The organism is Neisseria sp. HMSC070H10 (assembly GCF_001837635.1).
In the GTDB taxonomy this organism is placed as follows: domain Bacteria; phylum Pseudomonadota; class Gammaproteobacteria; order Burkholderiales; family Neisseriaceae; genus Neisseria; species Neisseria subflava_A.
This window is the reverse complement of record NZ_KV833376.1, coordinates 13,925-28,187: the sequence shown is the minus strand read 5'-3', so window position 1 is coordinate 28,187 and position 14,263 is coordinate 13,925. Positions and strand designations below refer to the sequence as shown.

The 14,263-nt window shown below is 46.1% G+C and carries 10 protein-coding genes; 3 read left to right on the top strand and 7 right to left on the bottom strand.

Translation table 11 applies throughout. From position 1 onward, the window contains the following. Nucleotides 1-17: 17 nt before the first annotated feature. Together HMPREF2606_RS06065 and HMPREF2606_RS06060 are read right to left on the bottom strand one after the other, a co-directional pair. Nucleotides 18-674 (bottom strand): response regulator, encoded by a 657-nt coding sequence (locus HMPREF2606_RS06065; RefSeq protein ID WP_070712950.1) that lies wholly within the window; start codon nt 672-674, stop codon nt 18-20. Beyond that, nucleotides 671-2,431 carry a histidine kinase gene (locus HMPREF2606_RS06060; protein ID WP_070712952.1) on the bottom strand — a complete coding sequence of 587 codons (1,761 nt, stop codon included), beginning with the start codon at nt 2,429-2,431 and terminating at the stop codon, nt 671-673. Before HMPREF2606_RS06060 ends, HMPREF2606_RS06065 begins: the two co-directional genes overlap by 4 nt. Before the next feature lie 259 nt (nt 2,432-2,690). On the opposite strand from HMPREF2606_RS06060, the gene mobA reads away from it, so the two are divergent. Then, nucleotides 2,691-3,272 carry a molybdenum cofactor guanylyltransferase MobA gene (gene mobA / locus HMPREF2606_RS06055; protein WP_070843440.1) on the top strand — a complete coding sequence of 194 codons (582 nt, stop codon included), beginning with the start codon at nt 2,691-2,693 and terminating at the stop codon, nt 3,270-3,272. A gap of 79 nt (nt 3,273-3,351) precedes the next feature. Here the strand turns inward: mobA and HMPREF2606_RS06050 are convergent, their stop codons facing one another. From HMPREF2606_RS06050 to HMPREF2606_RS06035, 4 genes are all read right to left on the bottom strand, one after another. Further along, entirely contained in the window at nt 3,352-6,453 is a 3,102-nt protein-coding gene (locus HMPREF2606_RS06050) for a type I restriction endonuclease subunit R (protein WP_070712954.1), read from the bottom strand. Between the two features lie 67 nt (nt 6,454-6,520). Then, the gene (locus tag HMPREF2606_RS06045; protein ID WP_070646090.1) at nt 6,521-7,684 is read right to left on the bottom strand and encodes a restriction endonuclease subunit S; all 1,164 of its coding nucleotides are present in this window, start codon (nt 7,682-7,684) and stop codon (nt 6,521-6,523) included. 9 nt (nt 7,685-7,693) lie between these two features. Continuing rightward, nucleotides 7,694-10,309 (bottom strand): type I restriction-modification system subunit M, encoded by a 2,616-nt coding sequence (locus HMPREF2606_RS06040; protein WP_070646087.1) that lies wholly within the window; start codon nt 10,307-10,309, stop codon nt 7,694-7,696. 446 nt (nt 10,310-10,755) lie between these two features. Further along, entirely contained in the window at nt 10,756-11,742 is a 987-nt protein-coding gene (locus tag HMPREF2606_RS06035) for a GlxA family transcriptional regulator (RefSeq protein WP_070712956.1), read from the bottom strand. A 97-nt stretch (nt 11,743-11,839) separates the two neighbouring features. Here HMPREF2606_RS06035 and HMPREF2606_RS06030 point away from each other — a divergent pair, with 97 nt between their 5' ends. Continuing rightward, the gene (locus tag HMPREF2606_RS06030) at nt 11,840-12,691 is read left to right on the top strand and encodes an MBL fold metallo-hydrolase (protein ID WP_070712958.1); all 852 of its coding nucleotides are present in this window, start codon (nt 11,840-11,842) and stop codon (nt 12,689-12,691) included. 83 nt (nt 12,692-12,774) lie between these two features. Here HMPREF2606_RS06030 and HMPREF2606_RS06025 read toward each other — a convergent pair whose 3' ends face one another. Beyond that, nucleotides 12,775-13,665, bottom strand: coding sequence for a LysR family transcriptional regulator (locus HMPREF2606_RS06025; protein WP_070843439.1), 891 nt, complete (start codon nt 13,663-13,665; stop codon nt 12,775-12,777). A gap of 128 nt (nt 13,666-13,793) precedes the next feature. On the opposite strand from HMPREF2606_RS06025, the gene HMPREF2606_RS06020 reads away from it, so the two are divergent. Beyond that, nucleotides 13,794-14,263: aldo/keto reductase (locus HMPREF2606_RS06020; protein WP_141762183.1), on the top strand; the 470-nt coding region annotated here is incomplete at its 3' end.

Here is a 14,263-nt window from a genome sequence, read left to right as displayed (position 1 = left end):
GGTTTCAGACGGCCTTTTTAAGACAATACCGGTTGCGGTACTTTGTGTTGCACCGCATAAACCGCTGCTTGGACGCGGCTGCTTAGGTTCAACTTGCGCAACAGGTTTTGCACATGCACTTTGACGGTTGACTCTGCCAGATTCAAATGGCGGGCAATGATTTTGTTGCTGTGTCCGGCGGCAAGATAGCCCAAGATTTCCATCTCACGCGGGGTCAGTTGCTCCAGCAGATGGTCGGAGCGGGAAGGAGATGGAGAAATCAGCGATTGCACCAAGCGGCTGGTCATTTCTGGAGAGAATACATTGTCGCCATCGACGGCTTTGCGGATGCTTTCCAACAGGAAGTCGGCATTGATGTTTTTCAGCAAAAAGCCTTTTGCACCCATACGCATACATTCGGTCAAATCATCGCTGTCTTCAGAAACGGTCAGCATGATGACGGTCAGCTGCGGATTGATACTTAAAATTTGGGCCAATGCTTCGCGGCCGTTCATGACCGGCATATCCAAGTCCAGCAAAACCACATCAGGCTTGAGCTGCTCAACCATTTTTACGCCGGCCAGGCCGTCTGAAGCTTCGCCGACGACTTCAAAATCAGGCTGGCGTAAAAGTAAGGCCTTGATACCGCTGCGAAATAGGGTGTGGTCGTCAATAAGGGTAATTTTAATCGTCATGATGCTGTTCTCATTTGTTGCGGCAACGTCAGCATAACAACTGTACCTTGCCCAATCTGCGATGTAATGGCCAATTCTGCGTTAATCCGTTGGGCCCGTTCCTGCATAATGCCCAAGCCGACATGTTCGCCTGAAGGCCGGTTTGATAGGTGTTCTTTATTAAAGCCAGCGCCGTCGTCACGAATCGTCATGACAAAATCGCCGTGGTTGGCAATTTCGACGCTGACATGTTGCGCACGCGCGTGCTTACGGATATTAGACAGGCTTTCCTGCAAGATGAAGATAATCTGCAAATGCTCATCATAATTCAAAGCCTGCCCGTCGTCCTGCCATTTTAAATCAACTGGAATACCGGTTTGTCGTTCAAAACGCGCCAGCAGCGATTCTACCGCTTCAGGAAAATCTTTATTACTGATTTTGGTGCGGAAATTCATTAAAAGTTCGCGTACGTCCTCGTAGCATTCCTGCACGCCGTCTTTGATGAAGCCGATATTTTCTTCGGCCTGCTCGCGTTGGTCTGAGGCAAACGCGCTTTCCAGCATTTGTACCTGCAAATTCAAAAAGGTCAAAGCTTGCGCGATGCTGTCATGTAAACCTTGCGCAATCAAGTTACGCTCCTGCAAGACTGCAAGCAGGCGGCGCTCTTGTTCCATGCGGTTGTTGGCGATGGAAATGCCCAGCTGTCCGCTTAAAGTATGCAGCAGTTTTTCGTCTTGCTCATCAGGCATATGGCCGTCTGAAAAATATAGGGTCAGTACGCCGAGCTGTTCGTCTTGATAAACGATCGGAAATTCTACACGATTTCCTTCTTCGGTTTCACCGACGCTTGCCGCCAAATCAGAACGTTTCCGCTCCTCATCGGAAAGATATACCGTACCTCCTAAGGCTGAAAACGCCGGCAGAATCTGAGTTAAAAATTCTTCTGCCGCCTGTTGGGGCGTAAAAGTTTGGTGCAGATTGCGCGTGGTTTGGTAGAGCAGGGTTAAATCACGGTTTTGCCGCGCCAAGTCTTGGGTTTGTTTGGCAACTTGTCCTTCCAAGTCTGTATAAAGCGTATGCAGACGGCGGCTCATTTGGTTAAAACCCTTGCTTACTTGGGCAAACTCACGGATCTGGTCTGTCTCGATTTGAACGCCGAAATGCCCTTTGCTGATGGTTTCTACGCCATCACGCAGTTTTTCCAAGGGCCGGATAATCCATGAATAATGCCAAACAATCATCAAGCCTGCGGCCACAACAATCATCAGCATCATGGCCATTTGAAAGCGGCGCAGCCACAAGGTATTTTGCTCGTTGGCATTTTCCATCGCCTGTAAAAACAGCTCGATGTTGCCGGCAAAACGATACAGGCCGATTTGGGTTGGACGCTCGTAATGTTGCAAAGACGGCTTGATGTTGGATTCCCAATCAATCAACAGCATCGATTGAATCAAGTCGTAAGCCAACGGCGTTTGAGACGGAATCAGCGGATGAATGGCATCACTTTGCGTCACATTGGCCAGCGTACGCTCAAATTCTTTGATTTGGTTATCAATTTGCGCATTGGGCGTACGGACGCTTGCCATATAAGCCAAACGATACACCTGCATTTTCAAACTGCCTGCATCTTCAATCGTTTTAGCCGCGTTTTCCAAACGCCAAGAAAGCAGAAGGGTAAAGACAATCGACAAAAATGCCGAACTGACCCATAAAAAAGTCAGCAGTTTTAAACGCGAAGACAGGCTCAGGCCGTCTGAAGATCCGGAGAATAAACGCATAAAGCACGCAGGGGAACTAATCCGATAATCTTATAAAAATATCATTCTTTTGGTCTATAAACAACCTGTCTAAAATAATTGTGTGGTTATGATAAGAAAAAACAGGGGTTTAATGTAAAATCATGTTATGATAAAATTCATCTCAAGTGAATTAAATCATGAAAATAAGGTTTCAGACGGCCTGAAACCTTGAAACTTATCCAATAAACACAACATCTTGAACCACACTCCATACTCTGCTTCGCAAAGGACTACCAAAATGAAAATTTTCGCACTGATATTGGCCGGCGGGCAGGGAAGCCGGATGGAAGGTGTCGATAAGGGGTTGGTGCAATGGCACAACAAAGCCTTGATAGATCATGTTATCGAAAAAATCCGCCCCCAAGTCAGCCACATCGCCATCAGTGCCAATCGCAACCTTGAGTCTTACGCCCAACGCAGCGCGCACGTTTTCTCTGATGCGCGCCAATGGCAGCATTACGGCCCTTTAGCCGCCTTGTGTACAGCCGCCAACGATTTGCAAATTGCCACTGCCGATTGGCTGCTTATCGTATCCTGCGATATGCCGCGTTTGCCGGAAAACTTGGTTTCCCAGTTTGAAACCATCGCGCGGCGCACGCCATTGTGTAATGCATTCTATGTGGAGACCCCTGCCAGACCGCATTACAGCGTGATGTTTATCCGGCCGCAAATCCTGCAAAGCACCGTGCCATACCTTTATTCAGGAATGCGCAGCATCCGCGGCTGGCTGCAGCAACAGCGCGCGCGGATCGTCCATTTTCCTCATGAACAGGATTTTATCAGCTACAACACGGAAAACGATTTGGCCCAGCCTTTGTAGTTGGATCAGTAAGGGGACTAATGTTCAGGTAGAGATAGGCTGACTTGATGATTATTTAATATCTTTCAATAGGTAATAACTATCTTGTAATTAGTTCCCTTAGAAATTCATCAATCCGTATATTTAAATAAAATATACGTTCTTCGTTAAAATAAGCTTTGGCTTTTTCCCTATCGACTGTTTCTTTTAGGTCATTTAGTCTGCCTAAGTCCAAATTTTCGCTGGTATATTTTCTTGCCAGCAGTGCACGTAGCAAATCTCCATCCAGCCCTAAACCTTTAATTACTTTTAGCACCTTATCATTGGCATCTTTTTGTTTATACGTGGTGATGTAATCACTTAATGCTAAATTTGGATCAAGCTTGATATCGCCGGATTGCACATCATGTAAAAACAACTCAGCAAATTTTTGATCTTCCTTAGAAAGCGTAGCAAAAGAGTGGTGTAGCTCCTCAAGTGCAGCAGCTTCTTCTATGCCGCCGATGGTTTTAAGCCATTTTTCAAAACGGGCATTCATATAATTTTGATCAATTTTATCGGTTTCGATTTCGTTGATGTGCGAACGCAAATCAAATGGCACATCATCGCTACCGCCACCATTGCCTGAACTTTCTTTAAACAAATCTTTATAACGAGCCAGCAGTTTATCGTAGGTCTCTTGATCGAAATTGAGTGTGGCAGTGATCACGCTGTCGTCTTCCTGTACCACGTCATAGCTTGATTTTTCCCAAGAAAAACCCAAGAGCCGAGCAGCTTGTAAGTGCTCATTGAGCTGATTGAATAGTTTGACAAACTTTGCGCATGAGGTTGTATCATCAGGGTTTTTTGAAAAATCCTCTAATCCTGCCCATTTGAAAATATCGGCAATATCGGAAAAACAGACATTCATTTTGTCGATAACCTTATCTAAATTATCGACAAACAGCCCCATTGGACGGTCGCCCGAATAAAGTTTTACGGCTCGCTCAATATTGCGTTGCATCGTATGCGGCTTGCGGTAATAGCGGATTAAACCAAAAGGCTTATCGGTTTTGTCGCATACGCGGTTAGTGCGGGAAAACGCCTGAATCAAGTTGGCGTAATCCAAAATTTTGTCTAGATAGAGCGTATTGAGCCATTTGCTGTCGAAGCCTGTCAGCATCTGATCGACTACAATCAACAAATCCAGCTGCTCGTCGGGCTTGATTCTCTTATACGCATTGATATGCGACAACCTATCCGACAAATCCGTTTTAAATCGGGAATAAGTGGCATAGCCGAGGCTTGTGCCGAACTGGGCGTTGTAATCTTCCAAAATTTCGGCAATCCATTTTTCCTTATCGTTGCCTTGCCCATCGTTAAGAATATTCGGATCAAAAAGGGCGGTCAGTTTCGGCAAGGAATTTTTAGCTTCCTCAGAATCTTTAGCTTCCTCAGCAATTCTGGCTTTAATTAGGCGGTAATAATTGACCGCTTCGGGAATAGAGCTGGTGGCAAAAATGGCATGATATTTTTTGCCTTGGCTGAGGCGTCGCCAATTTTCCAGTATGTCGTCGATAACTGCATTCACATGTTCCGGCGTTTGATATTGCACATTGGGTATATAATCTTCAATGCCTTTTTGATATTTGCCGTCTGAAGTATATTCTCCCGCCATCGGCACATCATTCATAAATTGATTGTAGATTTTTTTCTTTTGATCATCGGCAAATACTTCGCTTTCATCTGTTGCTTTGGCTTCTTGCAAAGCGACAGATCTGCGTAAGTCGCTGTCTTTAAAGGTACGGATATGGAAGGGGTGAAAGCCCAGCACATTTTCATCGCGAATGCCGTCTGCAATCGAATAGCGGTGCAATTCATTGCCGAAAACCGTGGCAGTGGTTGAATTTTTCTTAGCGTTTTCTTCTTCAATCGGCGTGCCGGTAAAGCCGAAGAAAATCGCATTGGGGAAGGTGTGCTTAATGGTGAGCAACATATCGCCAAAAGTAGTGCGGTGGGCTTCATCAATGATAAACACTAGCCGCTTGCCACTGATTTGCTCGATGTCAGCCTCATTTACCCCTTCTTCCGCCTTGATATTACTCATTTTTTGAATGGAGGTAACGATTAAGCGGTCGCGGTCTTGTTTGCTTTTCAGCTTGGCGAGCAAAATGGCGGTGTTTTCCGTTGCCTGCACATCATCTTTACTATCGGCAAAATTCTGATATTCCTCCAGCGATTGCTTGCCCAGCTCAATACGGTCGAGCAAGAAAATCACCTTATCCGCATCTTTACGGCGGCTGATTAACTGTGCCGATTTAAAACTCGACATCGTTTTGCCCGAGCCTGTGGTATGCCAAATATAGCCGCCGCGCTGATTGCCCAAAGTCCAATCTGTTTTTGCCACCGTGTCGGCAATTTTGTTGACCGCATAATACTGATAGCTGCGCAACACTTTCAGCTGCTCGTCTTTCGCATCGGCAATGGTGTAATCGCCGATAAACTGGTGCGCCATCGGAATCGAGAGGAAATGCGTCGCCACCTTATTCCAATCGTTCATATACACATTATTGAAATCCGCCCAACGGAAATAAAACGCAGGATTTAATTGACCACCGGTATTGGCAAAATAGCGGCATTCTTCCGGCGTCATAGCCACAAACACCTGCACCAGGCTAAAAATGCCCGAAAACGCGCCTGCCTTATGGTATCGCTCAATTTGATTGGTTGCTTGGCTGATGGGTACGCCAGAGCGTTTCAGCTCAATATGAAACATCGGCATACCGTTGATTAACAACATCAAATCGCCTCGCTGCTTAGGGTATAAATCCGAACGAGGAGTAAATTGGGGCTGCTGGGCAATTTGATAGCGGCTTTTGCCGGCAGAAATTTCCTCACGGTCGAAAATATCCAGCGACACTTCCTTGCCGAAATGACGGCTTTCCTCATTTTCACGCTTGATTGCCACCGTTTTGCCATTGATAAAGCCGTTTAGCGCATAAGGCGTTTTTAATGCCTGCACCTGCTCCAAAATCTGGTTCATTTCCGTGCGAAGCAACGGCACATCGAGCTTGTCGATATGTTGGTTGGTTTTATTCAAATGCGCCTGCCAGTTGGCAATCAACTCTTCTTCGGTAGGATAGCGCAACACTTCCTTTTCCCAGCTTTTGGTGGCAAGCAAGGCAATCAGTGCGTTTTCAAAATCAGCTTCTTTATTAAACATTCTTTTTCTCCGTAAGGGCGCTACTACAATTTTTCAGACGGCCTCAATCATGGGCAGGGACACTGCCCTATACCAACATCGCCGCCAACAGCCCTTTTTTGAGTTGGTTTAATTTTTCGACTTCTGCCGACTGTAAGGCAATGGTTTCGTCTAGTTGGCGGAAGAAATTACCGATAGCGGTTTGTTCTTTAATGGTTGGTGGAATAAGTATAGGAATTTCCGCCATTACATTATTCATCAATTTAGGATTTCCAACATAGGATACATAGCTGTGTGTAACTAAATTGAGAATCTCAGCAATACATTGATTTGCAAAACCCTCTTCATTAATTAGAACCCCACACACATTTGTGCAATAGAATTTCCCTGAACGAAAATTTACATCTCCAGCATTTGCTCCATCAGTTGTCCAAGTAATCGCATTTTCAAACAGGTAATGTTTCCAATATCCCATCAGACCTTTATTTTTCGTTTGTGAACTATAGACAGGATAACAATAATCTTCATTTTTATTATCTACTAAATTTGTCGTAGCTAAGACATTACCACGAGTAATTCTAAATAAATCACAAATTTGATATGTCTCCCATTCCCCCTCAAACCCTTTAAAGCGGATTTTTGGTATTTTTTCACCGTTTGCGGGGAACATTTTTGCCAGCATTGCCTTTTTAAGCTGACGGCTTTTTTCCAATACCGCACGGCTCTCGGCAATTTGGCTGTCTAAACGACTGAAAAACAAACCGAGGTGGGTTTGTTCAGGAAGGGAAGGTACAGTTATTTCTGCTGATAATAAATCACTGTTATATAACCGCTTGATTGTGCTTCCTTCTAAATCCCATTTAATATTTTGGTATGTGATATTTAAAAATGTTGAAGTTATTTGGCTTTCATCAAAACGCAACCAAACTATGTTGCTATCTTGAAAATACGCATTCTCCCCTGTAAATTTAACCGTTCGGCCAATTGTACCCGCAGCAGAAATTAAAATATCTCCTTGTTTAGGATAAGGGTATTTTTGGCGGTATTCCTCAAATAATTCACTACTGATAAATGCGTCTGGTTCTTGTCCAAATGTACCGATTTTAAAAAAGGGAATTTCACCACTTGGCTGGGTTTGCTCTTTAAAAATACGGCGACACATTTCTACTCTTCCTAAATCGCCTAAAGTTTTATTTTTCCACTCTTCTGTAAACCCTTTAAACCGCAAACGTGGCTCTTGTTGCTTATTCATTTTGCCCCCTTAGCCTTTCAAAATCGCCTGCCATGCGGCAATGCCCTGCAAATCAAACTCGCTGCCGGTGAGTTCGTCCATCATTTGCGCCAGTGCGGCGGAGCTTTCCTGTTTACGCTCGCTGATGTGCTGATAGGTGTCGGCATATTTGTCGCAAAGTGCGGTCAGTTTTTGGCTGAATTGCGCCAGCATGTTTTCAGGCAGCCTGCACATCGCGGCATTGAGCGGAACAAACCATTTTTGGCGGAGCAAATCGAGGGCTTCGGCATCGCTAAGTGCTTCAATGGCGGCTTTGGTTTTGCTGTGAAGCTCGGCGGATTGGGTTTTGAGTTCTGCCTTGAGCGTTTTTTCTTCGGCAAGCAGTTTATAGGCAGCCTGCAATTTTGCGCCCAGGCTTTCTTCGGCAAAAATGTGTTTGTCGATGGCTTTGGTCAAGTCGGCTTTTTTAGCAATTGTTATGCCGTCGGCTTCCAATTCTTGTTGCAAGGCTTTTGGAATTTCGGCATTGATAAAGCCGTCGCCTTGTTCATTGACGGCAGGGCAGGCTTTTTCTTCTTCACTTAGGTTTTCCAAAATGCTTTGCATTTCGGCGGCGATTTCCTCTAAACGGGTTTCTTTGGCTTTCAGGTTTGCCAATTCCTGCGGCAATTTGACGGCCTGTACCAATTCAAACGGCAGAATATGCCCCACCCAGCCGTCTTGTACTTCGGCTTCTTTTTTGGTTTTGCTGTCTTTTTTCAACACCATAAATGGATCAACCTGCTTAATTGCCTGTTTGCCCTCGGTTTGAATCATCTCCAAATCGGCGGCAATGCCTGCCACATCGGCGCGCCATAGGTCATCGAGTTTTTGATAGGCGGTATAAAAATCCAATAGGGGCATTGCCTGCACTTTTTGGCGGATGAGTTCGGCAAGCTGCTGCTGGGTTTGGGAGATATTGAGCGTTTCCATCGGCTCAATCAGCAGGATTTCCAAGCGAGCGGGGAAATCGGCAAAGTTTTCTGCAAATTGCGCTTGGTAATTCAGCACGCTGGCGTGGCTTTGCATGGCGGCTTTAAGATTGTCAGTTTTCGGCTGCACATAAGGTGTGCCGTTATCGGTAAATAAGGCTGTCTGTAAACCGTCAAAGGCTGCCCAATAGTCTGCGAATTGTGCCAGCTCGGCTTTGGGAATGCCGCCGTGTATGGTGGCGAAAATATCCCATTGCTCTGCCGGCTCGGCAGAGTCGACATAGCGTGGAATGTTGAGGTTGTAGCCGTTTGCCACAATTTCGGCTTTCGGCACAATGCGGGAGAATTTAGGCAATTCCCGGCGATGGGTCACGCAATCGACAATGCGCTTGATGTCGCTTGCCTGCAAATGGTTGTTTTTGCCCACTTTGATGAAATGCTTGGAGGCGTCAATCATCAACACGTCGTTACGTTCGCGCTCTTGGCGTAAAACGACGATGATGGTGGGAATGCCCGTACCAAAAAAGATATTGGCAGGCAGACCGATAATGGCATCGATATGATTGTATTCAATCAGATTTTTTCGGATTTTCTCTTCTTCGCCACCTCTAAAAAGCACGCCATGCGGCAAGACGATGGTCATGATGCCGTCGGGTTTTAAGTGGAAGAGGTCGTGCAATAAAAAGGCAAAATCGGCTTTTGCCTGCGGGGCGACGCCAAAACGTTTGTAGCGGATGTCGCCTTCTTTGTCTTTGGGATTCCACGGCTGGGAATAGGGCGGATTGGACACTACGGCATCCAGATACAGCGGATCGCCTTCCAGCGGCCAGTCGTCTTCTAATGTGTCGGCGTTGCGGGTGAAAATATTGCTCGGCAAAATGCCGCGCATGACCAAATTCATGCGCGTGAGGTTGTAAGTGTTTTCTTTTAATTCTTGTGCGTAATATTTGATACTGTCGGCGCTTTTGAGATGTTTGGCAACGCTATGGCCGATGTTGATCAGCAATGAACCTGAGCCGCTGGTCGGGTCGTAAATGCTGATTTCTTCGCGATCTTTGAGATGGTCGGCAATGATCTCCGACATCAGCAAAGATACTTCGTGCGGCGTATAAAATTCACCCGCTTTTTTGCCTGCGTTGGCAGCAAACATGCTAATCAGGTATTCATAAATAAAGCCCAATACGTCATAGCCCTGTTTGCCGTCCATCGGAATATCGGCAATCAGTACGAAAAGGTCTTTCACCGCATTGGTTTGGCTGGCGGCGGTATCGCCCAATTTGCTCAAACCGGATTCTAAGGTTTTGAAAATGCCGTCAAAAACTGAGATGTAGTTTTCTGCAATATTGCGGCTGAAAGCGCTCATTGCAGTGCGGACGTTGGCAATATTGAAATCCGAGCCTTGGGCTAACCAAGTTGAGAATAGATGTTCGTAGCTGATGAAATAGCCGAGGTTTCTTTTGATATGGTTGACAAGATCCACGTTAGATTCGGTAAGCTCATCGGCAAAATTTGATTTTTCTAAGCCTTGTTCAAGGGCAAATTTCTCCAGTTTGTCGGACAAAAATTTGTAGAAAATAAAGCCTAAGATGTAGTCTTTGTATTCGTTCGCTTCAATTTTGGAACGCATTTTATTCGCAGATTGCCAAATTTTGGCTGCAAGTTGTTGTTTATTCATTTTTTCTCTTATTGGTTTTTGATTTTATACATATTGCGGTATTTATGATTGCTAGGTGCGAGTCTAGCTATGATAAACCATCAACACAGTGTTTACATAATTTACATCGTAGAGGAAGTATGATTCATCGATGCAAGGAAAAATGGTAGGAAAGCTCACATTACACAAAGGCCGTCTGAAACTCAACTTTCAGACGGCATCTTGTATCCATATAATAGCCGCTATCTCTATTGGCGAGGATGAGATTGAGCTTGTCATCTTTGAATATAAATGATTAGGATAGAACAAGCGTTTGGATTTTGAAGATGATTTATAAAAACTCTTTGAAATTTCTCTACTCTTTGAAAAAGAAAAAAGGCCGTCTGAAAAGTACAGGCTGCTTTTTGGGTTTTCAGACGACCTCCAAAGCAGCCTGCACTCAGGTATTTTGGATTGACTAACGCAAGCTATCTGCCAAATACTTTCCGCCAGGCATTCGGATTGATTTTAAACTTGGCTTTGAACTGTAAACGTAGGTTTGCCGCGCTGCCGAAGCCGCTTTGTTCGGCGATGCGGTCTATCGGCAAATCCGTATTTTCCAATAAATCCTGCGCCTGCCATAGCCGCTCTGTGGTGAGCCACTCGCCGAAATTCATGCCTGTGGCTTGAGAAAAATGGCGGATAAAGGTACGGCGGGAAACAGCTAATTTTTTTGCCAAATCGTCCAAGCGGTATGAGGTGGCAAGGTTTTGGCGCAGTTCGTCCAATAAGCGGTTGATTTTGTCATCGGCGGTACGACGTTCGACAGGTCGGTGGATAAACTGTGCCTGCCCGCCTTCGCGGTGTGGTGCCGCAACCAAGGTACGGGCAAGGTCGTTGGCAATGGTTGCACCGTGGATTTTGCGGATGAGGTACAGGCAGCAATCTAGCCCGCCTGCCGCACCTGCCGATGTTAAAAAGTTGCCGTCTTCCGCATATAGGCGGTTGGTATCCAGATGAATTTTAGGGAAACGGCGGACAAAGTCGTCTTCGGCAAGCCAGTGGGTGGCGGCGGTTCTGCCGTCTAAAAGTCCTGTGTAGGCAAGGGCGTAAGAGCCGTAGCATAGGGCGGTGATATGCGCACCACGTTTCGCTGCCCGCTGTAAATTCTCAGCCAGTTCCGGCGTCGGGGTTTCTTCAATATTGCGCCAGCCTGCGATGACGATGATGTCGGCTTCTTCCGTCAAATCCAATCCGCCGTGTACGGGAATGCTTGCGCCCAGTGCCGTGATGACGTCTTTGCTATCATCGGAACAGATTTTCAGGTCAAAGAGCGGATTGTCCCGATAGGCCGTCTGAAAAACAGAAAAGGGAATGTTGAAGACAAAATCATTCATGCCCGATTGAGCATATAACACGATTTTGGGAACAGCTTGATTTTGGCGAAACTCGTTACGCTCGTTTTCAGACGACATTTTGGCACTATCCTTGCGTTTGTTGGCAATATTGCCTATTTTAGCCGATACACCTGCTGCTTAAAATACGCTCCATGATTTTTTAAGGAGCAACATCATGAAATTCAAGCAATTTATTCTTGCCACTGTTTTGGGCGCGACAGCCTTTTCCGCTTGGGCAGACGATTCATACCAACATATCCGTAACGCTACCGCCAAGGTCGAATATGCGGGGCAGACGTTTTTGATTGACCCGTTTTTCGCCCCCAAGCATTCCATGAACGGCTTTGCCGGCACGTTCAATAACCAAGCCAAAATGCCGCTGGTCGGGCTGCCGATGAGCGTGAATAAAATTTTGGACGGTGTGGATGCAGTCATCGTTACCCATACCCACGAAGACCATTGGGACGAAACCGCCGCACGTTCCATTCCGAAAAACCTGCCCGTATATGTGCAGCACCAAGCCGACGCGGCAAAAATCCGCAGCCAAGGCTTTACTGATGTACGCGTGTTGAACGGCAGCACTGTCTTCAACGGCGTAACTATCAGCAAAACCGGCGGCGTACATGGTACAGAGGCCATGTATGCCAACCCGCAGCTAGCCGAAATCTTAGGTGATGCAATGGGTGTGGTATTCCAAAGCAGCGGACATAAAACCGCTTATATTATGGGTGATACTGTGTGGACGGCAGATGTAAACAAAGCATTGAACCGCTACAAACCCGATTATCTGATTATGAACACAGGCTACGCGCTGATTTCAGGCATTTCAGACGGCATTATTATGGGGACGGCTGATGTATTAAAAGCCAGCCAAGTCATGCCTAAAGCCAAAATCATCACCGTACACATGGATACCGTGAATCATACCGCCGTCAGCCGCGCCGATATGCGTAAATTTATACGCGGTCAAGGCATTGAAAGCCGTGTTAACGTTCCGGAAGACGGAGAGACTGTGAGGCTAGATTGATAAGCGGTCATCTTTTAAAGAGAATTTGCAAAAATACTGGAAAATTTGGCCTCTCTTTGTTATGAAAAAAGCCGTCTGAAATTTCAGACGGCTTTTACTTTTAACGCATCCACAATCAACTTAAATACATTGGAATGCCCGCGGCGGCTGGGGTAATAGAGGTAAAACGGTTCGTAAGTGATTGCGTATTCAGGCAACAGCTCGACCAGGTGCCCCGAATTGAGTGCATCCGCTACGCTCATATATGCTATCCACGCAATGCCAAGGCCGTCTGAAACGGCTTGCAGGCGCAGATGATTATTGATGGAAAACTGCGATTTTGGCGTGAACGTAATCAGCTCTTTTTTGTATTTGAATTCCCACTGCATCTCCGTGCCGTGTTCAGCAGAGAGTTTTATGCCGATAAGGCGGTGCTGTTGCAGATCATCAATATTTTTCGGCGAACCGTATTGCGCCAAATAATCGGGCGAGGCAACCAATACCATTTTGAGCGGTGCAGAAATCGGCACGGCAATCATCTCTTTCGCCACATCGTTGCCCAGCCGCACGCCTATGTCAAACCCTTCTTTCACAATATCTGCCCAGCGGTCGTCCACCACGATTTCCAAGCGGATTTTCGGGTATTGGTTCAAAATCGGCTTTAATTTTGGATACAACACGGCTTCCGCTGCCATTGCAGGGGCATTGATGCGAATCAATCCCGATGGCGTATTCAAAAAATCATTTAAAGCATCGACTTCTTGGTTTATGGCTTGATAAAGTGGGAAAAGTTGGTCGAAAAGCTGCTGTCCGGCTTCGGTCAGCGACACATTGCGCGTAGTGCGGTTGAGCAGGCGCAAATTTAGCCGCGTTTCTAAATTTTTCATGCTGTGGCTCAACGCCGAAGAAGAAATCCCCAAAAGCTGTCCTGCCTTCACAAAACTCTGCGTTTGCGCCAAGGTCAAAAAATAATTCAGTTCGTTAAAGTTCTGCATTTTCCTACCCCGTTTTAGGTGATTAGTGAATTTAATTCACGACATCATAAAACCAAACCTAATTTATCTCAATAAAAACACGGGCTAAAATGGCTACACGTTTATGAGAACAAACAGGAGACAATATCATGCAAAACATCACATTAAACAACGGCGTACAAATTCCTGCACTTGGTTTCGGCGTATTCCAAATTCCGCCCGCAGAAACTGAACAGGCCGTGATTGCCGCCATCAAGGCAGGCTATCGTCACATCGACACCGCGCAGGTTTATATGAATGAAACCGAAGTCGGTTTGGGAATTAAAAACAGCGGTGTGGCGCGCGAAGAATTGTTCGTTACCACCAAAATTTGGGTAGAAAATTTCGGCTACGAAGCCGCCAAAGCCTCGTTGGATCGTTCATTGGGCCGTCTGAATTTGGATTACATCGATATGGTGCTGATTCATCAGCCTTACGGCGACAGCTACGGTACATGGCGCGCGCTGGAAGAATATCAGGCAGCCGGCAAAATCCGCGCCATCGGCGTGAGCAATTTTTCGCCGGTGCGTGCGGTGGATTTGGGACTATTCAATAAAGTGATGCCGCAAGCCAATCAGAT